The sequence below is a fragment of the Xanthocytophaga agilis genome (assembly GCF_030068605.1).
GTDB classification, from domain to species: domain Bacteria; phylum Bacteroidota; class Bacteroidia; order Cytophagales; family 172606-1; genus Xanthocytophaga; species Xanthocytophaga agilis.
Genome location: NZ_JASJOU010000029.1, coordinates 24508 through 46107, shown reverse-complemented (window position 1 = coordinate 46107; position 21600 = coordinate 24508). Strand labels below are relative to the sequence as shown.

General features: G+C 39.0%; 21 protein-coding genes. 6 read left to right on the top strand and 15 right to left on the bottom strand.

The window, feature by feature from the left end:
• The first annotated feature begins 42 nt into the window (after nucleotides 1-42).
• The 3 genes from QNI22_RS39510 to QNI22_RS39500 all read left to right on the top strand — a co-directional run bounded on the left by QNI22_RS39510 (nucleotide 43) and on the right by QNI22_RS39500 (nucleotide 1987).
• The gene (locus QNI22_RS39510) at nucleotides 43-375 is read left to right on the top strand and encodes a hypothetical protein (RefSeq protein WP_314520100.1); all 333 of its coding nucleotides are present in this window, start codon (nucleotides 43-45) and stop codon (nucleotides 373-375) included.
• Nucleotides 376-378: 3 nt separating this feature from the next.
• Complete coding sequence (locus tag QNI22_RS39505) at nucleotides 379-1143, top strand: hypothetical protein (protein ID WP_314520098.1); 765 nt, start codon at nucleotides 379-381, stop codon at nucleotides 1141-1143.
• Nucleotides 1144-1627: 484 nt separating this feature from the next.
• Nucleotides 1628-1987 carry a hypothetical protein gene (locus tag QNI22_RS39500; protein ID WP_314520096.1) on the top strand — a complete coding sequence of 120 codons (360 nt, stop codon included), beginning with the start codon at nucleotides 1628-1630 and terminating at the stop codon, nucleotides 1985-1987.
• A 335-nt stretch (nucleotides 1988-2322) separates the two neighbouring features.
• On the opposite strand, the gene QNI22_RS39495 is transcribed toward QNI22_RS39500, so the two are convergent.
• Nucleotides 2323-2952, bottom strand: coding sequence for a hypothetical protein (locus QNI22_RS39495; protein WP_314520094.1), 630 nt, complete (start codon nucleotides 2950-2952; stop codon nucleotides 2323-2325).
• A 320-nt stretch (nucleotides 2953-3272) separates the two neighbouring features.
• Between QNI22_RS39495 and QNI22_RS39490 the strand changes: the two genes are divergently transcribed.
• Nucleotides 3273-3926 carry a phospholipase D family protein gene (locus QNI22_RS39490; protein ID WP_314520092.1) on the top strand — a complete coding sequence of 218 codons (654 nt, stop codon included), beginning with the start codon at nucleotides 3273-3275 and terminating at the stop codon, nucleotides 3924-3926.
• Between the two features lie 72 nt (nucleotides 3927-3998).
• Here the strand turns inward: QNI22_RS39490 and QNI22_RS39485 are convergent, their stop codons facing one another.
• The 8 genes from QNI22_RS39485 to QNI22_RS39450 form a co-directional block, all read right to left on the bottom strand.
• Entirely contained in the window at nucleotides 3999-4553 is a 555-nt protein-coding gene (locus QNI22_RS39485) for a hypothetical protein (protein ID WP_314520089.1), read from the bottom strand.
• A 211-nt stretch (nucleotides 4554-4764) separates the two neighbouring features.
• Nucleotides 4765-7422, bottom strand: a complete 2658-nt coding sequence (locus tag QNI22_RS39480; protein WP_314520088.1) for a COR domain-containing protein — start codon at nucleotides 7420-7422, stop codon at nucleotides 4765-4767.
• Between the two features lie 190 nt (nucleotides 7423-7612).
• Nucleotides 7613-8101 (bottom strand): N-acetylmuramoyl-L-alanine amidase, encoded by a 489-nt coding sequence (locus QNI22_RS39475; protein ID WP_314520087.1) that lies wholly within the window; start codon nucleotides 8099-8101, stop codon nucleotides 7613-7615.
• Between the two features lie 76 nt (nucleotides 8102-8177).
• The gene (locus QNI22_RS39470; RefSeq protein ID WP_314520086.1) at nucleotides 8178-8363 is read right to left on the bottom strand and encodes a hypothetical protein; all 186 of its coding nucleotides are present in this window, start codon (nucleotides 8361-8363) and stop codon (nucleotides 8178-8180) included.
• 3 nt (nucleotides 8364-8366) lie between these two features.
• Complete coding sequence (locus QNI22_RS39465; RefSeq protein WP_314520085.1) at nucleotides 8367-8693, bottom strand: hypothetical protein; 327 nt, start codon at nucleotides 8691-8693, stop codon at nucleotides 8367-8369.
• Between the two features lie 147 nt (nucleotides 8694-8840).
• A complete protein-coding gene (locus tag QNI22_RS39460) occupies nucleotides 8841-9257 on the bottom strand; it encodes a hypothetical protein (RefSeq protein WP_314520084.1) in 417 nt (138 codons plus the stop codon).
• A 158-nt stretch (nucleotides 9258-9415) separates the two neighbouring features.
• Entirely contained in the window at nucleotides 9416-9661 is a 246-nt protein-coding gene (locus QNI22_RS39455; RefSeq protein WP_314520081.1) for a helix-turn-helix domain-containing protein, read from the bottom strand.
• A 591-nt stretch (nucleotides 9662-10252) separates the two neighbouring features.
• Complete coding sequence (locus tag QNI22_RS39450; protein WP_314520079.1) at nucleotides 10253-10702, bottom strand: hypothetical protein; 450 nt, start codon at nucleotides 10700-10702, stop codon at nucleotides 10253-10255.
• Nucleotides 10703-10797: 95 nt separating this feature from the next.
• On the opposite strand from QNI22_RS39450, the gene QNI22_RS39445 reads away from it, so the two are divergent.
• Nucleotides 10798-11052: a hypothetical protein gene (locus QNI22_RS39445; RefSeq protein ID WP_314520076.1), complete on the top strand. Its 255-nt coding sequence runs from the start codon at nucleotides 10798-10800 to the stop codon at nucleotides 11050-11052.
• Between the two features lie 22 nt (nucleotides 11053-11074).
• Here the strand turns inward: QNI22_RS39445 and QNI22_RS39440 are convergent, their stop codons facing one another.
• From QNI22_RS39440 to QNI22_RS39420, 5 genes are all read right to left on the bottom strand, one after another.
• Nucleotides 11075-11422 (bottom strand): hypothetical protein, encoded by a 348-nt coding sequence (locus QNI22_RS39440; protein ID WP_314520074.1) that lies wholly within the window; start codon nucleotides 11420-11422, stop codon nucleotides 11075-11077.
• Nucleotides 11423-11725: 303 nt separating this feature from the next.
• On the bottom strand, nucleotides 11726-13906 hold the full coding sequence (locus QNI22_RS39435; RefSeq protein WP_314520072.1) for a VapE domain-containing protein: 2181 nt from the start codon (nucleotides 13904-13906) through the stop codon (nucleotides 11726-11728).
• Nucleotides 13907-13993: 87 nt separating this feature from the next.
• Nucleotides 13994-14509: a BT4734/BF3469 family protein gene (locus QNI22_RS39430; RefSeq protein WP_314520069.1), complete on the bottom strand. Its 516-nt coding sequence runs from the start codon at nucleotides 14507-14509 to the stop codon at nucleotides 13994-13996.
• 60 nt (nucleotides 14510-14569) lie between these two features.
• The gene (locus tag QNI22_RS39425; RefSeq protein ID WP_314520067.1) at nucleotides 14570-16165 is read right to left on the bottom strand and encodes a DEAD/DEAH box helicase; all 1596 of its coding nucleotides are present in this window, start codon (nucleotides 16163-16165) and stop codon (nucleotides 14570-14572) included.
• 15 nt (nucleotides 16166-16180) lie between these two features.
• Nucleotides 16181-16552, bottom strand: a complete 372-nt coding sequence (locus tag QNI22_RS39420) for a helix-turn-helix domain-containing protein (RefSeq protein WP_314520065.1) — start codon at nucleotides 16550-16552, stop codon at nucleotides 16181-16183.
• A 2551-nt stretch (nucleotides 16553-19103) separates the two neighbouring features.
• Between QNI22_RS39420 and QNI22_RS39415 the strand changes: the two genes are divergently transcribed.
• Nucleotides 19104-20630, top strand: a complete 1527-nt coding sequence (locus QNI22_RS39415; protein ID WP_314520063.1) for a hypothetical protein — start codon at nucleotides 19104-19106, stop codon at nucleotides 20628-20630.
• A gap of 195 nt (nucleotides 20631-20825) precedes the next feature.
• Here the strand turns inward: QNI22_RS39415 and QNI22_RS39410 are convergent, their stop codons facing one another.
• Nucleotides 20826-21287, bottom strand: a complete 462-nt coding sequence (locus QNI22_RS39410; protein WP_314520060.1) for a hypothetical protein — start codon at nucleotides 21285-21287, stop codon at nucleotides 20826-20828.
• Nucleotides 21288-21600 lie beyond the last annotated feature (313 nt).

The following is a 21600-nucleotide window of genomic DNA, read 5'->3' as shown; positions in this document are numbered from 1 at the left end:
TAATATAATAATACTAATGCTTCAAATACGTATTTACAAGTAGTGGGATTACCTTTTGTAACTACTGATTTAAATTACATAAATGACCAACGTTCTTTTATTATGAAGAGACCAGATGAATACGATCTAGTTGTAAGATATAAATTAAAAAAAGGAACTATTACTACTCTTGAAACAGTTGGTCTTAAATCGGGGACCTCAGGTTCTAAAGAAACACAAACACTGGAAGCAAAGCATATTCCGCTTGTTAAGAGAGAAGGCAGTGGACGAATTACAGGAGGGGCTTTAAACTTTGGGTTTAGAACACAAGAAACAGTAAGAATTCACTTGAAACCTAAGGCTATAGGAAGTCCAGAAATAATTTGGAGAAGATAAATTATGAAAAGAAATAAGGAGTATGAATTGCTTTATAAAAGCTTTTATAAACTGAGAAGATCATTTGGACTTTTTTTTGATAAAGCCACATTCTATAAATATAGCAATAAAGATTTGTATTCAATCTTTGACTTGGGTGCGATGTCAGCAAAAATTAGGCTTTTAAGTCAAGAGAGTGTAGAAAAGTATTTTAATGCTTTTGAGCAACAGTGCTACAAAGAATATCAGGAAAGTGATTCTGAATATGAGTTCAATAGGTTCTTCGTTCAAAAATTTGTTGAACACCTTTTAAATGAAATAGAAAGGAACTATTCAAAAAATGAGTTCTTTATTCGAATGAGCTATCTTTTTGATTTATTTTATTTTTTTCATGGTAAAAACATATCACTCGTTTGTGCTGCTTTAATTGACAGGTTAGTTGGAGAATATCATTTGAAAAATACTACAAATAATCAAAAGGAACAATATGTTGGCTTAGTCGAAGGTATTGTTGATTTTGCAGCAGAGGGAGATGCGCAAGTTGATAATCGTTTGCTCAAATCTGCTTCAAGCGTATTTGGTCTTTTGGAAGGAGCACATAATAGTAAAACATTTCGTAAGTGGGATCATTTTATGAAAACAGTGTTTTTACTAAAAAAAATAGGTACACCTGAAGCATATGAAGTACTGGTCAGACAGCAAGACCATCCAGATGAACGAGTAAGAAAAACGATTCAAAGAGTATTAACTTCTTGGAATCAAGACTTAGAGTCTACAAGGATTATTTAGTTGAATATAAATTGATTTCTACGGCATACCACCCCAGCTCTACATTCGGGATTTGTATTCCCGAACAGTTCTTCTGACCCATTTGCAATGGGTTCTGCGTTGCAGTCAGGTAGTAGGGTAGAGCTGTTTTTAGCTCAACCAAGTACATAAAGTAAAACGGCACAGGTATGAATCTGTGCCGTTTTGTTTTAGGAGATACGGAAGCTTGTTTGGCTTTTGTATCTCGAATAAAGGCATCAATGTTCGAGAATATCTAACTCCTTGAACTAGGTAGGGGCAAAAAAACTTGGACGACCTTTGTTGCCGAAATAATTATCTTCATCAACCTTGCAAAGTCAGGCGTTATTGTCTGACTTTTGCTTTTTAGGAATAAAGTATCATTTCATATAGCTTGCAATTGCGTATATGGTAAGCATTTGAACAGGAATGTGTTTGCCAGTTAGCCTAAATAGAATACTTTTCCTGCTTATTAATTATATAAAGTATGGCAGTTTATCATGATGCCGCCATAATTACACTGGAACACTTTTCTGCTGATGAGTTAGTGATTCTGCTCTTAACACCCTTAAAAACTAAAATTAAGCTTTCCTTTACAGGAATATATGACTGGGGGTTTACACCATTTAGTACACAAAATGAATTGTTTGATCTTCATGTGTATGATAAAAGGGTGCCTGTTCCTCAAACCGTGGCAGATATTAATGATATTCCTGAGTCTTATTTACAAGCAATACAGGAGTATGATTATACACTTGTTATTTTAGATGCTTCAGTAGGGATGGGTGGGTTTGTGATTTGTGAAAAGTTCACTGAAAGTATACTTGATACCTCTCCCTCCGAATAAGACTTTCAACTGGCGTTACCTTATTTTTTTCCAACAGCTAGGAAGCTGCTCGGGTTAGATTGCTTTGCTTGAAACGTTGAAATAGCCGAAACATTCGAGCTTGTAAAGGTAAGCTGTCTTTCATTCCGCACAGCTATCAACTCAACTGCTCTCTTAGAGTATAGTGTGGCTTGGATGGTTACAGTAGGTAAGTATCCTGCTGGATGGGATTTGCCCTGTTCAGAGCCTGCAATATTGCTAAGATTTGCGGTATTAGAATGAAGCTATCCAGTGGAGTTGCCAGAAAAACGGACTTTTGGAATAATAAAAGTGGCTCTGCTATAGAGCCACTTTTATTAAAAATCTTTTTTTATTTTCTCTGATTTTTCTTCTTTTCTAAGGTGTTCTATATTTTTAATTAACTCTTCTCTTTCTGAGGACTTAAAGTATAAGCTAATATAATCTTCCGCTTCTTCAGATTGTCTTTCTTTGTAAACTGTTTGAGTAACCCTTAAACTAGCTTTCTGACTTTTCCAGTTCCATTGTTCTGAATCAGAATGCTTTTCTTTCCATATATGATGCTGGTTATTAAGAGGTGGTCCAAAATACTCTTTTAAACTTGTAATGATATCTGGATCATATTGGCATATTACCTCAATCCCGTAAATACTTTCCTTATAAGCTTCTACTTTTATATAGTATATCTCACTGTCTCCAATATGAGTATATTTCTTTCCATCATAAATATATTCATCCAGGCCATCAAGTGATACAAAATGAAAATAGACGGATTTTCTAAAGCCACTAGCATATTTATGATCTGCTTTAACTAACGTAAATCCAGATATTCCAGGCATAGGATATTTTCTGCTAAATGCATCCATAGGCAGAAACTCAAACTCTCCATAACTGTAAACATTACTTCCCAGTTTCAAGTCTTGAAAGCCATTCTTTTCGTCGATTTTTGAAATATTATTCTGACCCAAGCAAGTTTTTGAAACAACTTGGTATAGAATAAATACTACTAGGCTTTTGATAATAAAAGAAAGTGAATTCCTACACATGAGCAATATAAAGTACAGTTTAACAAGAGACAGTCAAATATACTCAAAATAGATATCTTTTTGTTGTTCCTGAAACCAGGCATTTTACCAAAAAAGATATCTATTTTAGCAGCTCCAGGTGACTGGCTACCAAAAAATAGATATCTATACAATCTTACATTAGTGTTATTACTAATATAAATTGAAAGTCTAGATTTGTTTTATTTATGATCTTTAAAGTCTGCACTTTTAATTTCTTTTATATGGCTAAATTCTTAAACACATCCAATATAAGCAGTGCTATATCAGATGTAATTGTAAAAGCTAAAGAGTACATAGTTATTATGTCACCTTATCTTAAACTAAGACCACTACTAATACAAAGGTTAAGAACAGCAGGAAATAAAAATGTTGATATACATTTCATCATTGGTAAAGAAAAGCCTTCTGAAGATGAGATAAAGCAACTTAGAACAATAAAGAATCTGGAAATAAGCTACTATCAGGAGTTGCATGCAAAATGCTATCTAAATGAAAAAACGGCTATTATTGCATCTATGAACCTGTATGAGTATTCAGAGTTAAATAATAGAGAAATGGGTATATTGGTTAATAGGGAAAAGAAAGAAGATGAAGAATTATATAACGAAATATTTGAAGAATGTAATGACATTCATGACCATTCAGCAGAATTCTATAAAAAATTCACATTTGTTAAAACTACACATTGTATTAGTTGTAAAGCTTCACGTGGTTTAACCAGTTGGCAACCTTACTGCACTATTTGTTATACTAACTGGGTTAATGATGGGAAGCCTAATAATAGAGTAGAAACATATTGCAACAAGTGTGGTAATAAGAGAAACGGTATTACATATAGTAAGCCTATATGTTACGATTGTAAATCCATTAATTGATATTATATGATGAACGAAAAAGCCCGGTTTTTGACCAGTTTTTTTGAAAAAAACGAATGATATACAATTGGATTACTGGAAAGGTGTATAGTTATCCTTTTTTAGAGATGTTAAAACATTCATCAACACTTGGTTGGAAAACTTGAAATTCTCCATCTGTTCGGTTAGGTTTGACGGATCTTTTACACCATGTAACAGGTTATTTCTCAATCTGTAGACAATGCAAAGCAATCCTAATAGATTAATTCCAACATTATTTGAGGTGTCCTTTAAAAATTCTTCGATAGCTATCTGTAAATCATTTCCCTTCTTTGCTTTTGTACCGTATAGACTAGTTAGTTTAATTTCATCCAGATTTCCATCTGCAAGGATATACCTATTTTTAAAATACTTAATCTGCGCTTCAAAAACTGTGAAGTCAATTGTTGAACTAGTTAAAAGTTTATCATTGACTACTTGTGTTAGAGCCGGAAAGTTCGCCTCTGTATTACAAGCATATTTTTCGAATGACATCCAAAGCAAACAGAAACTAAGAATCCTTTCTTTGTCTTTCATATTTTTAAGAATGGAACCTTGTGGAAAGAAATTCTCAATCCATTCAAATTCGGTATTGGTAGATGTATCCATATTCTGTTAGATAAGTATGTAGAACAATATCAGAATTACTCTCTATTCTTAAAAGAAAATTTGGTATAACAACGAGGTGTGTCGCAACCTTCATCAGTCATTTACTGACACACTTTTCTCAGAATAGTTTCTTAACATAAGAGCTATTACACTACCTTCTTAATAGGCAAACTCTTACTCTGAGGCGATTCATCTACCTTTGATGCCTTAATCACTTGGTGAACATATTTACAAAAAAATGGTACAAACGACTTTTTTCGGTATTTCGCTCATGATACGATAAACATATTTTTATTTCTGCGCCAGGACTATATAAGTCTGACACATCTTTGATGTTTCCAATTAAAGGGTAATCAAAATCGATATCTTTTATATAATTTAAATATTTATTCCATAAGTCTATGAAGCTAGAGGTTTCAGCATATATAACTATGTAATTTTCTTTTAAACCATTTGCGTCATAATTAAATATTTTTTTCAAATGTCTACTTATAGTTATTTTGTCTAAATATGATAGATTGAATCCTTCAAAAATTCCTATAGTCATCCGATTAGAATTTTCAATTTTTATATCTAGCTCACCGGCAGATAATCCTGATTCTGATTGTCCCCATCTTGTTTGATCTTTACTGATAAAATTTCCATTATCAATAAGCCCAGCTACATAACTGTTTCTACTATCTTCCTGCCTGTTAACTATTTTATAATTTCCTTGTAGTCTAGCCAACGCTGCAATAATGTTTTGTAATAAACTAATCTTTGTATTTCTTATATCGTAACCAGTTAATAAGTCATTTATAGAAACATCATAGGTACTTTGTTGACAATCAATAGTACGCTTTCCTTTACGTTCAAAATTCTTAACAACGTTATATTTAAAATAGTATCCTGCATTTGAAGAAATACAAGAAGGACAGATACATGGAATCATTTCATTGTAGTCTACATACTTTTCCAAATTGAGCGTTTTATGGATGTTCTCAAACTCATTCCTAATAATTGATAGAGTTCCATATTTGTCTGAACCAAAAATCGATAACCTTATTTTTTTATCGTAAGGCTCATTAATTACTAATGCAAATGTTTCTTCATGTTTAAGAAGAACTCCATTCCTCCAAAAAATTTCATTCTCAATTAAATAGTAAAGTCTACATATAAATCTGCTCAATATTCCTGCTGGCATGAAGTTATATCGATATTCAAATCGTAAGTTATTTATACTATCATGACTAGTTAAATCAAAATTTATAGGTTTAGCAGAAGGTAATAACTCTGGAATTATGTAATCCTCAGTACTTACTATATTAAAGCATATGTCGAATTTCTCCATTAAGCGGACTAATGTATGATGCTTATCAGTAGGATACTTCTCCTTATCCCAAATATTTCTTAGATCACGAATTTTAAACCTACCTTTGCTAATTTGTATTATCTTTGTATCAATCAATTTATATACTGCCTCTGTTGCCCATTCAGGATTTAGTATAACTATGTTTTCCAACATTGTATCCTTTATGAAATGAAGTATTGATCCTAAATCATGTAAGTATTCGCTTAGAAAAAGAGCTTTTTTTGTGGTTAAGTTATACTCCTTACAAATACTAAAATATTCTTCTAATGTTATATAATCTTTGTTTAACTCATACAGGTTATCTCGAATATTGACCCAGGTTTTAGGGAGTCTATCTGCCAAATGTGGTAAATGAACCAAGTTTCTTTGAATCATTTCCATGAGCTGCATTAAACCTTCTCCAGTCAAACAACTTACCTTAGTAAATGTAATTATATTGTTGAATTTTTTTTTAAGCCCAAATTCATCTATGTCTTTTAATCGTACATCGCATTTGTTCATAACTACTATTACAGGACTATTACGGCTTAAATATTTAATTATATTTAACCAATAGTCAAACATATTATAATCTTCTTCCTTTCTCGCTTCCCATACTAATAGATAGATTGGTCTTTTAGTTAAGAAAAATTGATGTGTGGAATGATATATCTCTTGACCTCCAAAATCCCAAATATTTATTTTCACCTCTTTTTTTATAGTTTCCTCTTCAGCATCATACCCATTAATTAAAGAGGCAATAAGATTTTTCTTAGATTTATTAGGTCTATTCGATTTAAAATCAAAATCGAGATACTCCTTATAGTCATCATAGCTATCAAAATATTCCTCTTCTTCCTCTTCTTCCTCTTCTTCCTCATATATAAGATTAAGATCTTCGAAAGCCATCATCCTATAGTAATCAGAAATATCTAAACCTTTTTCATATAGTTCTGCTTTTAAATTAAAAAATGGTTCAACAGCTGGAAACGTAGATTTAATTTTCCATGTATGAATATTAATACCATGAGTTGTAGGTTCTTGCCCAACAATAACTTTATGTGAGAAATTGGACATCAGTTTTTTCATCAAAGTAGTTTTGCCAACTTCTCCATTTCCGACCAGTAATAATTTTAACTCAAATAAAGTAGTTGTATTTTGATAAAAGGTTATATCATCACTGTAATTCAAAATAGCATCAATTCCATGGTATTTTATTTCATCCGGAATTTTTTCAAAAGCAGGGTTGCCATACAGGTACAAAAAGTTAATATGTTGAAGTTTGCTAAGACTCTGAAAAGTATCAAAGCTTAGATAATTGTAAGTGAGATTTAATTCAACTAAGTATGGAAGATCATAAATCTCATCTGGAATTTGATATAGGTAATTATGGCTAATATTCAAGAATCTCAAGTGAGTTAATTGTCCGACTTCGCTTGGTATTTTTCCCAAATACATGAAGCTTAAATCTAAAAAATCTAATCTTTTCTCTTTTACTTCTTGAATTTTATCCAGAGCTTCCTGATATCGACTTTTCATTGGTTATAAAAAAGTGTGTAAATACTAGTCTTGTCTATAACTCAAATAGGTATTTATTCTGCAAAAACGCAATGCTGGTATGCGTTTTTTATGTTTTTATAGGACTTTCACATGTATGAAGCTTAGTTTATTTTACGTTCAGACTTTGTAGGTATAATATTATTTATTGATTTAGTGCTGTGAATAGCCTTTATATCCCACTATAAAGTTTTTCCTCAATATTCCTTTCCGCAATCCCCACCTTCCTCAACCAGTTAGGCACGGAGAAGCTTGGACAGGCTTTGTTGGCAAATTGGTTATGTCCGGCAATCTTGATGTTAGGAGCATAGGCGAGTACTTCATGGATAATGGCTAACATCGTTTCGATTTGCTGAAGGGTACGGGTGTCTTCCGGTTTTAAAGTTTTGTCCAGTCCGCCTACATAGCACAGATGGCGGGAAATAGCGTTGATGCCTGCTACTCCGTTGGTAATCTCGAAGGGGTCTATAGTCAGGTCGTTGTTGTGTTTGACGAACTGGTGACGGGAGCCGTCTAATAGAATCAGATCAGAGTAGCCGACTTGTTTCCAGCCGTTGCCGTAGGGGTTAGGTGCAGTATGCCAGCGTTTAACATCTTCAGGAGAGACCCAGCGTCCGGCAGGAGTGGCGGTGCAGTGGATAATCAGGTATTGGAAGGGCATGGTGTAGGTGGTGGTTTATTATGCGTAGTGGTTTATTGAAAGAGAACAGGACGGGTTGTGAAGCCGTCCTGTTGCATTATTTAGGGTCTCTCATGGAGAAGAAACCTACTGTTGAAATGAAGGCCAGCAGCGAAACGAAAGCTTGTGTATCGATTCTGTTAGCCAGCCAGAGAATATATCCTGAGAAGGTAAATAAACCCAGGGTTGAGGTTTTCCAGTTGTCTAACACAAACTGGAGGTAATCGTATATCGATTTTGCCATCGGTTACTTGGGTTTAGGGTGAAGAAATGCTGATTGAGTAATGATCTGCTTGAGAACTGAATCCTGAGCCACTATTCCTGCCCACGGTGGGGCAAGTTGCACTGAATAGACAGGTGCGTAAGTAAAACTTTTTACATGTTTGATCTTTTCCACGTCCAACGGTTGTACCGTGTGAGCTGCTACTTGTTTCGCCACAATCTGCTCAATCTGACTATAGTCAATTACCTCACAGGAGTAGACCTCATCCGGGTTAAGCCTGTGTTCTGTAAAGACGCCTACAGCTAATCCGAGCACAAAACATAGGGCACTGAGTAAAATACGTATCTGCATTTAATAGAGTCGTTAAATGGAAGAAATGGAAATGGAATTAGACGGTGTACTGACAGTGCGGCCTGAAAGAAAGAAGCAGTAGGTTACTAGTCTACTGCTTCCCGTTATCACATCGTTATCATACAAACTCAACAGTACTACCTTGGGTTAGGCAGGTAGTGTAGCCTTGTGAGTGGTGATAGAAGACATCGAGCCATCAATTACAAACAGTCGTTGCTCGATCTCGTCCAGCTGCGATTCGTAGAGAATGACCGCTGTGGTACCATACTGCAACTTACGTTGCTCAGCCGTGAACAACTTGTACTCTGCCTTCACTTTACGCGTCTCCATCTCGGTCTTGGTAGAGCCTTCGGGCAATACAGCGATAATAGCTGTCAGCGAATCTACTTCTGCTGTAGCAGAGGCCAGAGTTGCTTCGATGTCACTGGCTCTATCAGATGAATTATCCCGACTACGGGTTACGGAAATCTGCTTGTATTCCAGTTCGCTTTTTTGTTTACTCAGATCGTCGAGTACTTTGTCACAATCTGCTTTGGATGTCAATAAGGTTAGTGTTAATGCCATAATTGTATAAGTAGTTGAATAGTGAAACCTAATCACCAGTCAGTGTCCGGACTACTTGCTGATTGACTTTACAAATATCGGCATTAAACACACACGTTTTTGAGCGTTGTTTTGATTATCAGAACTACGCTCAAAACAGGGGTTTGACTTACTTTTATCTACTTTGAGTTACTGTTTGTTTTACAAGACACTTCCCCAGCACCTGTCATGATCCAATTCAGGTTCACATCATAGGTAATATGCATGCTAAACAGAAAGAAGCAGGAGGGTAGGCTCTGGCCTTTTTCCAGGGTAGAGATATTGCTTTGATTAATTCCCATACGGCGGACGAATTCGCGTTGAGAGAGTCCCGTTATTTCGGTGCGTACATGGTGTATGCGTTGGCCTATTTCCTGTAAGTTCATGGTCAAAGTTTTTTAGATGAATTGATGGGTAAATAAATGGATATGTGTGTTGCGGTTTATTCACCGCACGAAATGTTTTGCGGTAAATAAACCGCAGGGACAGTTTTGCGGTGAACTCCACTCGCTGTATCTGTGGCTGATAGCATTTGCGGTGTATTCCGATCACATCTGTGTTTGCAGTGAATAAACCGCAGTTTTATTTCTGCGTTGAATTTACCGCAGAAAAATTTCTGCCTTGAATAAACCGCAAACCATCCGATGCGTGGAATACACCGCAAGGTTGGTACTTATCTGGTCCGATAAATTTTTCAATTTTGAGGGTTTTAGGGAAAAATTCACTTTTACCCTCTCAACCTCCTTCCTGTCCTTCTGAAAGAATCTTGTGACAAATAGAGCCATGCCTGGGTTCTGAGAAAAACAAGTATCTCCAGTCGGAAAGGCCGCTAACCTTGCCAAAAGTTTCTTTCAGAAGGACAAAAAAGGGATTTCTTCTATGAAAATGTTTTTCCTTTATTTACAGTCTCCATTTTGAGTAAAGTTATCGGACACGATAGGAGTTGGCACTTCGGTAAATTCAATGCAAGACCTGGTTTACCGAAGTTTAAAGCCGAAACTTTGCTGTTCTTCTATCCAGTTGTCCAGCGCTGTGAATGCCAGCTTGAAGGCAGCCGTTTCAGCATCGTATCGGGTAGGGTAGCCGCGTTTGCAGGCCAGGTCGTCGGGATCGGTGATCTGGTAGTTGGCATTGGTGTCTTGTAGGATCTGGAAGGTATAGACGATCTGTTTGTCTTGTAGTTGACCAAGGATGTTTATCACTAACCCTTTGGACTGGAAGAACTCATAGACCATACTCGAATAGCGTCTGTTTTTGCCTGTGATCGATAAGCGTATTGGTGACTTTTGCGGGTCTGGATGTTGCAGCCCCCATTCGAGAAAATGCAGGTAAGCGTTTTCATAGGTTTGGGTGGCTCTGCGCCAGAAGTTGGTCGATGATTGGTGACTTTGTTGGTATTGCTCGTAGGCTTCAGCGTCAAAATACATATGGGTTGTGGGTTTTAGGGTGAATAATAGATGTTGTGTTTTTGGTAATTGGATAATAGGATTTTGTGTGATTGTATTTGTAGGGGCGCACCCATGTGTGCGCCCGGTGTCCCAAAGGCTATGATTGGATTAATCCGACACCTGTAGGGGCGACTGGCGGTCGCCCTGGTTCCATTCGCGAAGGATCAGATTTAACAGACAATCCTTTCGGATGTATCCCATGCCGTGTCTGTGGGAATGTGGGCGATCTGCCAATCGCCCCTACATTGGGTCGGAATCATCCCAATCGTTCGGTGGGAATCTGGGCAGGGGCGAGCCCTGCCCCTACAGGGTTCGGATTGTCATCATAGATTGTGTGTGATTGTATTTTTTTCATCGGTGGTGGCCTGTATGAATAGTGGTGATCAATTGTTTAAAAGCCTCATAGCTGCGAATAATGTGATAGTTTCCACCTTGTTCTTCAATTCTGGACTGGAATAGTTTCTGTTCTTCACTCTGAATGCCCTCTTGTGATTTTAACTCTATAAAATGGCCTGTAGAAGCAAAGAAGTATTCCAGGTCTGCTACTCCTTTGACAACTCCCATTGAGCGGTTTAAAGCGCCTTTAATGGCGTTTTGGGCGGTGTTGTTGTTCATATGTAATAAGCCTCTGTAGTGAGGAAATGTGTTCCAGTGCCATTGGAAGCACAGGCCCTGTAAACGAGATTCGTTTGGTTGCATATTGTAAATCAGAGAGTTAGATGATGGAAATGGTGTTTTTTTACTGGTGGGGTAAGTGGGGTATGATAGGGGTAGAATTTGGGGTAGACTTAACTGCCTGATACAGAGTGCGGGGTAAGAGGGGTAAGATTCCCTTATATATGTATATAAAGAATATTATAAAAAATACTATATATAGTATATACATACCCCACTATTCCCGTCTGTTCCAGGAGAGTTTCCGGCCAAAAATGCTCCCCCTCTTACCCCGCCTCAGTATCAGGTAGTTAACCTACCCCTGAATCTTGCCCCACTTGTCCCCACTTACCCCAGCTTACTTAGTGAGAAACTCCGTTCTTTTACCCAGTACCCGTATCGCTTGGTTCGATCTCGCCCCTGAGTGATTTTTTTCCACTTGAGTGCCGATATCGCCCTACCCAGATTGACTGTATTCATGTTTTTGATGTTGCTACTTCCTAACAGCATATTCAGAATCTCAGTAGTAGTTCGGAATATGCCTGTTTCTTCATCGGCTTCTTCATAGAACTTTAATAACAGTTCCTGTTCAGGTGTACGACGCAGATAGCTGTCTGCCACCTCATTGATCAGCTGGAAATCGTTTGCATCAAATTTTGAATCCGGATTTTGCAGATAAATAAAGTAAGCCTCTTTCCAGAGTTCATATTTATCAATGGTATTGTAACGGTCCTGGTCTATTTCTCCTGTTTCAATGATAGGAAAGCGACGGTTTCCGGTTGGGTCTTTCAGAAACGTGTTTTCATTGCTGGTTCCTACCAGGTTGCAGAAACGGGGAATGTTTTCAGGCACCCGTTCAAAGGCAAAACGAACGTTTACACTTGTCTGGGTGATATAGGCTTTGAGGGCATTTTCACCAATTTGTTCGATGGATTTAAATTCGTCATCCACTACGATCCAGCGGGTAATCAGCAGCAGCTTGTTATTCTGAGAGTCATTCCGTTTGAAGTTGTCTTCACAAATCAGTTCACTCCGAAAAGGAAACGATTCAGGAAGGATCTTCAAAAAGAAGACACTTTTTCCCTTTCCCTGTTCTCCACAAAGAGTCAGCATGACCTGACTGGACCTGCCATAGACAGAGGCAATGCAACTCATCATCCATTTGGTGAGCATATACTCGGCATAGTCATGTCCCTGAGGGCTTCTGAGGCATTCGGCCATTTGCCGGATGTAACCAGACTTTGGATTGCTCATTCCCTCAAAAAACTCACACAGGGGATTAAACTCTGGCACCATAGACGATTTCATCATGTCGGCAACCGTCTCTTTGGGTACATTGATATTGAGCTTCTGAGATGCATCCATATAAATGTCCATCAGATCCCTTTCGGTAAGCTGTATATTGCCCCGGTAGCATTTCTTGCTGATTACATTACGCCGTACATCTGTCTGGTACTCTTTCCAGTATTTCTGAAGCTGTACCACAATCGGCAGTTGATCATCGGACTTCTCGGAAGGAGACGCATAGACCTGTTCTACAATAGGACGGGTGATCTCAGGGTCCATGCCGTATACTTCCTGCAATACATTGACAGTACCCTCTGCTGTATTACTTCCATTCTTACCCAGTTTGGCTGACTGCACAATGGCTTTGGTCTGGTCGGAAATAATGCTGATACCTTGTTGTTTGCAATACCACAGAAAGGTGGCAATGGTGACCTTCTTCACACTGGTAGCATTATGTCTGAGGCAGGCACTAAACTGCATGTCCGCCTTTTTGGCATCATACAAAGACGAATACTGACTCACAGCCAGAAAGCGTTCTCTACCTGCTTCCCCAAAATAATCAGCCAGGGCAAAGGCAATAGTACACCACTGATGATAGCCTCCTGTAATATCGATCTGGCGACTCTGGATCTGGTCAAAGACATGGTCAATGTCATGGGAGCCAAAGAATATATTCCGTGTATCCGGGCGTTTCTTTTCTTTCTCCGGGTATTGCTTAAATACCTTCGACTCTTCATTGAGAAACAAGTCCGGATCATAGCTGACAAACCGTAGACGCGAAACATTACGACCCGATGGATCAACGATTTGTCCGTACAGCTGAAAATAATACTGTGTCAGTCCATCAAAGGCTGGCTTGTGTTTTTTACCTTCAATCTTCACTACAATACACAACCCTTTGCCCCGGCAACTGGTAAAGACAGCATAGGTGTAGGGGTCTTCTTCCAGAAAGGCTTTCACCTTTTCCACATCGGTTACATAGTCCAGGTCAATAGCCAAAAAGTTGGAGTGCTTTTGAAGGTCACTATCGCTTTTACCTCCTTTGAAAAGTCCCGAAATAGTCACAGCAGGCAACTTTTCCTTTAGCTTTTTCTGAATGTCTTCATTGGTAGAGTTGCGCACTTTTTGTACAGCTTTTTTCCAGGTTCCGTTGTTAATGTTTTCCAGAAAAGTGTTCAGGGAGTATTCCTGTCCGGTTTTGGCGTAGGCGTCTGAAAATAGAGTGATCGTATGGTTAGTCATGAATGGTTGTGAGGTTGATTATTTAATTCTGCTCTTTGTGGGTAGTGCAGGGACGATCACAAGAATCGTCCCTGTGAGATAGCTGATTCAGACATAGAAAACTTCTGCCTGGGGATTTGCTCTCAGATCCGGATCATAGGTGACAAACCGCAGCTTGGTGACTAGCTGATCCATCGGATCAGTAATAAGTCCATAGACTGCCTCATAATACTCGCTAAGCGCCTGATAGGCCAGTCCATGTTCTGATGATCCAATACGCACCAGCACCGTTAGCGTATTACCCGAATAATTGTCAAACACGGCATAGGTATACCGATCTTCGGCCAGCATCTGTTTGCCCCGATACAAATCACGGAACCCTTCTACATCGATGCCGATGAAGCCTGAATGTCTGTTTAGTGAGATACCGTCTTTATGGATAGTAAACAGACCTGACAAGGCTACTACTGGTAGCGAGATTTTTTCATCTTTTTCAGGGGACAGGTGTACCCCTTCCACCATCGGACGCCAGGCCCCATCCTGCACATGTGACAGGTATAAGTCTAGTGGATAGGATTGGGTAGTAACCGCATCGATAGAGGAAAAGAAACTAATCGTTGACATATGATTGATAAGAGAATAAAAGGTTAGAAATAGAATTAGAGAATGATAAATGAGGCGTTATTACAGGTATCGCCTGTAGGCATTTTCCTGCATGAACTTGTCTACCCAGCCGGGGCGGTAGCCCTTGATGCGGGCAAATTCTTCCAGCAAGGGACGCGGATTTTCCCGCTCCATAATGCAATACAGAATCCATTGCTGCTTGTAGGGTCTGCCTGTGCGTGGATTGCCTAACTGTGCCCGAAGCATAAGCTCTTTGACACTCATCTGTGACCAGCTTTTTTGTTTGAGAGATGGCCAGTTTACATCCACTTCCTGAGTGTGAACTTCTACTTTATCCTGTTGGTCCTGAGTAGTGCGTTCAAACACATACTTACAATGAGGACAGCTAACACTGCTTAAGGCAATGATCGAGTCACAGGCCGGGCATTGTCGGGTGGGTGCTATATCCAGCGCTTTTTGACTCTTACCATTCCAGAACAGCCCGCTCCAGTCACGCACATCATGCCACAGCCCATGTTCTGAGAAGTTATTGCCCATGTCAATCAGAATGAATTCCTTCTTCTGAGCTGTAGTGCGTGAACCTCTGCCACACATTTGTAGGTATAGAGGCAGCGACTGAGTAGCCCGGTTAAGGATGATACACTCTACAGTCGGTTCGTCGAACCCTGTTGTGAGAATGCCACAGTTAACCAGAATGGCCTCCGGAGTGTTCGCAAACCAGTGTAGAATAGCTTGCCGTTCGGGCTCAGGTGTATCAGAAGTCAGCGTGCGTACCTGCTCATGCACCTGAGCGAAAGCCTGGGCGGTATGAAACGTATGGGCAATATTGACACAAAAGATCAGTGTCTTTTTACCTGCCGCATGCTTTTGCTGATTGGCTACACACCCCTGATAGAGGATACTCTTATTAAAGTCATTATAGAGCTCACTGCTTTTATAATCCCCGTCATAGCCTTTCGAGGCGGTGATTTCCATCGGCACAGCAAAGTAGCGCGGTTTGGCTAAATAGCCTGATTCGATCAACAGGTGGATCTCAGTACCGACTACGATATCCTCAAAATAGTCTTTGAGTGGTTGTTGCTTACTGGCAGCCACGGGCGTCGCGGTAGCTCCAATAATAGACAGCTCCGGATGCAAGCCAATCACCTTCCGGAAGCTACCTTTGTGGGCTTCGTCTATAATCATAAGGTGAAGATTGGGCATAGTCCAGCCTTTCTTGGCTCTACGGTAGTACGTCTCGACCATGGCTACCACCACCCGCTGGCGAGGCATCGCTTTGGCTCCGGCGCTGAGTATACCCACCTGTAAGCCTGCTTTCTTGAGTGTCGCTGCTGCCTGAGCTAATAGTTCAATCCGATCTACTAGTATTAATACACGACCTTTCGCCACTGTTTTCAGGGTACGTCGGGTAATCTCAGAGAAGGTTACGGTTTTCCCTGCACCGGTAGGCAGGCACAGGATCACACGTTTGGTGCCTCCATGCTGTTTGTCGGCAAGAGTCTGGATACACTCGTGCTGATAGTCCCGCAAAGCCAGTTTGTTTTTACCTGCCTGTACAGGCGCACTAGATACAGATGCACTAGATACAGGCGCAACATTTTCGTTCGGTAAGGGCAAAGCTCCGCCACTCACGCTACTAGCGTGATGTAAAAACATATCCTGTCTCATGGATTAGCTGTTTTGGGTGGCTGATGGGTTCCCGTTTGCCTGATCCGGCTTATCTGAATTGCCTTCTTCTGACAGATGGCGCTGTATCTCCTCTTCCAGTTCGTAGAGCGTTTGCAGGGTGCCTTCCAGAATCCAGGCCTCTAATTGTGGCTTGCTAAAATACAGCTTGCGTCCCCGCTTAATATGCGGAAACCTGCCTTCGGATATCAGATTATAAATAGTAGATTGTGCCAGGCCGGTAATCTGCATGGCGAGTTCGATGCCACCAAGCTGCTTGTCAGTTGGGGCAACAGGAATAGTCACGGATTGGAGCTCTACTAGTATAGCCTCCAGGCGAATAAGCCTCAGTTGAAGCTCTTCAAAGGGATTAAACATGAATAGATGAGGTTGTGGTAAAAATTAATTACACAGAACCCCCTCTTGTGAGGATAACCAGAAACAGTACAGATCAAAACGCAGGCAACTACGATCAGCTCAGCAAATAGCGACTGTTGCCTTTTCGATGAAAAAGCCCTAAGCCTATTTACTTTTACTGACAATGTTGCTACCTTTGTTTTGTCAGCATCAGAATACGTATGTAGTCTCCATTGACATTCCAATAGATTTTTACTTCATATATAGTGCAGAGCATTCGAAAGGAATACTCTTTTGCTTTGTTTCTGACTAAAGATAAAGCAGCCTTTCTGTAAAACAGAAGGTTGATTCTAAGTCCAACTGTAGTTCTGTCGCCAAACTTCGCTACATTGGCCTACTATCAGGATCTCTCACAAAAGGGGAGGTCCTTTTTTATTGTTTATGAGTAAGGTTTTTTACTGGATAGGCACTAGCCGTTAGGGGCTGTATACAATACTGTATACAACGAGTATGCAAATAGATATGCAATGAAAGCGTATAAGAAAAATACGGTTTGAGGTGAAAAACACCAGACCAGAAACCGGAGGTAAGAACTCTAAAAATCATGCAAAAAAACTGTAAAAAGTAACGAAAAATTTGAAAGTAAACGGTGTGTTGAAAGTATGCGTTGAGTTACTTCGATTCTTTTTAACTAAAAAGCCAGCCGGATAACAGGCTAGTTTGGTTGTTTTTGTACCTGAATTTGTACAAATGTGCTTCTGTAGTAACTCGACAGCAAATTTACGCACGAAAAGATAGTTTGCAAATTCACGAATATAAATTTTCGCAGAAATAAGAAAAAATAAAAGGACTAATTATGGATTCCGCTGTTACACAGGAAACTAAGAAGTTGGATATTTTGATCATTATAATAATTAAGATTTCTGTTGGGCTTTTATTCTGATAAAGGTGCGGAGTATTAGTGTATTGGAAAAATAGTTGAATTGCATTTATTCTATAAGTGAATCTATTTTTGGTTTCCATTGGGAGCCATGTCGGAAACGGTATACGGTTTTTAAATCGGATTTGAGGCCTCATACAGGCGCTATAAACGATTATCACCCCACTGTCTATGTCTTAGGTCTTTTAGCAGGTACTTTTCCTCAGAAGCGTTCTAATGCCTTCTAAAAGCGAAATGTACTAAAATGGGTTTTCCCTAAATCCTGTTCTGAGGGGTCCACCTTTCAAAGAATAAAAGCTTCTTCGCAAGCTTCTACTGTACACTAAAAAAGTCTTTCCTGTGAAAGAAAGGGCTTCTTTTCCTGATAGGAGTACCCTCTTCTTATACTAAAACACTCTTTTGTTCTTCTGAAAGAATATTTCCGCCTTTACCTTGTCTCATTTCTTTTCTGGAAATGACATTTGTAAAAAAAGAAAACCCTTTTCCTGTCCTTCTGATAGTACATTCCCTTTTTGTCATTCTGAAAGAATCCCGTGACAAGACCGGGGGCCTTTCCTTTTGGGGATATTTCTCTCTCAGAGAACAAACATCGCTCTATTTGTCACAGGATTCTTTCAGAAGGACAGGGAAGTATGTTCTATATAGAAGAACTGCAAGGAAAGGCGTGTTCTTTCCAGGAGTACAGGGAGGAAGTGTTCCCGATATAGGGACAGAGAAGGGTAACCTTTTAGTGGGACAACTTCTTTCTTTTGTGAGCACAAAAAAAAGAAGTTATCGCAGCTTTAAACCGTCTGAGAATGGAGTATACGCGTTCTGGGTCAGGATTTCTCTCAAATATGCGATTCTGGCGCGTTTGGGTTTATATATTTTTTTAGGGGTCTGCGCGATTTGGCTCAGAAATACGATTTAAGGCATGAAAAATCGCTTATAGGCCATTTTCCGCTGCGAGTCGATTAATAGTTCCAAAACTTGGTTAAATCGCTCTAATGGCTTCTAATGTACTCTAAGTAGGTGAGAGATTGAGATATGCGAAATAGCCAGACTTGTAGATAGACACCGGTAACTATCTGATTTTAAATGTTTTGCGCTTTTGCTGATCCGGAGTTTATATAGTATGTTTTTTGAATGGATATTTTTGTGCTATTATATCATTTAAAAATAGAGAATTTTGTTGTTTTTACTAAGGAGAGTTTCCTGTTCCACACTCCATTGGTTTGAGAGGTTTACTCAGTTTCCTGATTTGTTAGTTAATTTTTGTTCTTTCTCCGCCAATGATTTGTTTCCGGAATACAAGGGGGACATTGGCAAAGAGGGCCAATATGTTTGGAATAGCCAAAGTAATATCCCAGACATATCGGATGTGAGTTGGATTTGTAAAAAAATAGATTGTGTTTTTTGGATGATACTACCAGAGAATTGCAAGTAACAATTTCATTTGTGGCGCTTTATGTTTGTGAATGTCACTTTTGTGTATAGCTGGATAGAAACCCGCTGATGTATTAGTGATAAAATTGCCTTCAAAGGTAAAAATAGTCTGGAAAACTTACATATGGTTCTGAATAAGCATGTTTTAGGATGTAAACTTTTACCTATATTAATGCACAAAAAACGATTCTCTGGCCTTTGTCCTATATGAAACAATTTCTTTTGGTGCTGCTTCTTTTATGGAGTCTAACACAACAATCCTTTTCACAGGTTATCAGCATTCCTATCTCCTTTGGTTCCGGAAGGCCGTCAGTGTCAAGTTTTGCGGTAGATAGTGGCAGGCTGATAACTATTAAGTTAAAACATGGTACTTCGTCTTCTTCTCAGAGTGTTAATACCGCGTTGACTTTTGCGGAAATAACCCTTTATAACCCGGCATTACAAGTTATCGGGCAATCATCTTGCAGCATTTCTATGCAGAGCCGGCCGGTAAAAGTCTTAGTTGATTCAGAAGGATATGGTATATTGTTTTATTCTGACACGCAGGCAGATATTCATATGCTTACCATTCATCGCAATGGCACAGTGGCCAATCTGATGCGCATGCCGGTACACTATCGCTTTGGAGATATAACATTGTTCAGTAATCCTCAGGAGAAAGGGTTTTATCTGGTTCATCCCAAAAAAAAGAAAGTCTCTCAGATTCAAAAGTTTGATTTAAACGGACACTTGTTCTGGACAACAGAGTTACAAACCGCTCGGCTAGGTACGATTGCTTCCTTTATGAGTGGGATTGAAAATAATATTCTCCGGTTTGACTACTCCCCCAAAGATGGCATTGGACGAAACCTGGTCCAGATGAATGCAATCGATGGTAGTATTGTTTCCAATACCCCATTTTACCAAAAAGCGGCTAAGACAGAAAAGGAAAATATTCTGACCAATGTGGTAGTGAAAGATAGTCTGATCTATCAGATGGGAGTCTATTTTGAGAAAGGCTCAAAGAAACATAAACATGATGGACTTTTTCTGACTGCTACGAATATAAAAGGAGACAAACTATTTACTCACTATTATGCTGCTGATTCACAGATCGCTTCTTTGTTACCCAAAGAGACCATGCGGGAAGAAGCCCGTAAGATTTTACCCCGCTTTCTGATACCGACCCAACAGGGATTGATTCTTTGTGCAGAGACAGTAGATAAAGTTCCCAAAGGTAATTTCGCCATTGGCTTGGCTAGTGGTATTGCTTTGGGTATGATAGGTATTCCTCTGGCAATCATACCTCAGGGGGCAGCCTATAAAGTACAGGACATGCTTTTCTTTTCCTTTAACGTTGGTGGTCAGTTAGAAAAAATTACCAGGGTAGACAAATATACCTCTTTTAAAACAACACCGATACCGATAAATGAAGTTGCGATCAACCTTCTTGATGCTTTTTCGGTGTTTGATGCCAGCTCCTATCATAAAGATGATACCAGATCTATGTATCACGTTCTTTTGAAAGAAAATCCTGCCAAAAATCAAGGTACACCCCGCATTGGCTGTATCAGCATGGATCAGCAGGCAACATCCTTTCAACTTAAAACCAGAATGCTGACCGATTTGATTGTAGAAGAGAAAAAAATCAGATCCATCGATTGGCTTATGCTTCCCAATGGAGATGTGCTGTTGCAATACCTGTCCAAAGACAATCTGCATCTGAGTAAAATTCCGCTGGAAGAATTTCAGTAAAGCAATCTGTCATCAGGTAGTGAACGTACACCTGCACAAAGGTAAATTCAATATCTCCTGGTTTGAGGTGACAAAGTGATGTACACTCAAACGTATGATGTATCTGATTGACAAAACAAGAAATGTGTCCGGAAAATTGAGGAAAAGACTTTTACTAAGTCAGGGAGCATTATAGATGCTATCTGCTTTAGGATTTCAAAATATGGCTCGCTTCAAAGTACCAAATACATATTTTGAACCCTTGGGTATAGTAGACTTTGCAGGTATCAAAAATTGACTGCTCACCTTAGAAGATTTCTCAACCATAAACAGACCCTGGTCTTTATTTGTTGGTAGTATTTCTTTGCAAGTCTCAAATACAAATAATGTGTCCAACTGGTGAGCGATTTTAACCTTGTAAACAGTAGCACTTAGCGCATCTTGCTTACAAGGTGCAGCTTCAAAACTTTCCAAGATAACAACTGGAATACCCTCATCAGATGTTGGGAACGGTTTCAATCTTCCAAGATCAGCTTGTATCATCTCTATATTCTGGTCAGAGCAGCTCATTAAGAAAAGAGCTACGCAATAACAAAAACGGACTACTTTAGTCTGCATTGAACGGGGATAATGTTTTCTGTTTAATTTTCCGGCTTCACTTTTTACTAACTGAGTCATCTGTTATTTTTTTCTCAGATTTTGTAAACAGATCATGATATTCTCCCCAACTAGATCCTATTCTTTCATCCTTTGTCTATGCTCCAAAAACAAGCAGCGAATCCCATTTGAAAGTAGTTAAAGAATCTACTTGGATGCCTAATGAACCAAAGAGAATTGTAAAAGAATTGATTGAAGCTTCTTTACTTACAACAGAGCTAAAACAGAAATTGAGCGTGAATTAAATTGTACATACTTTTCCAAGACGATTTCTCAATTTAAATATTCCTTTCTACTTATTAAGGGCTGAATTCTGCAAATGTCTTGTCCAAAA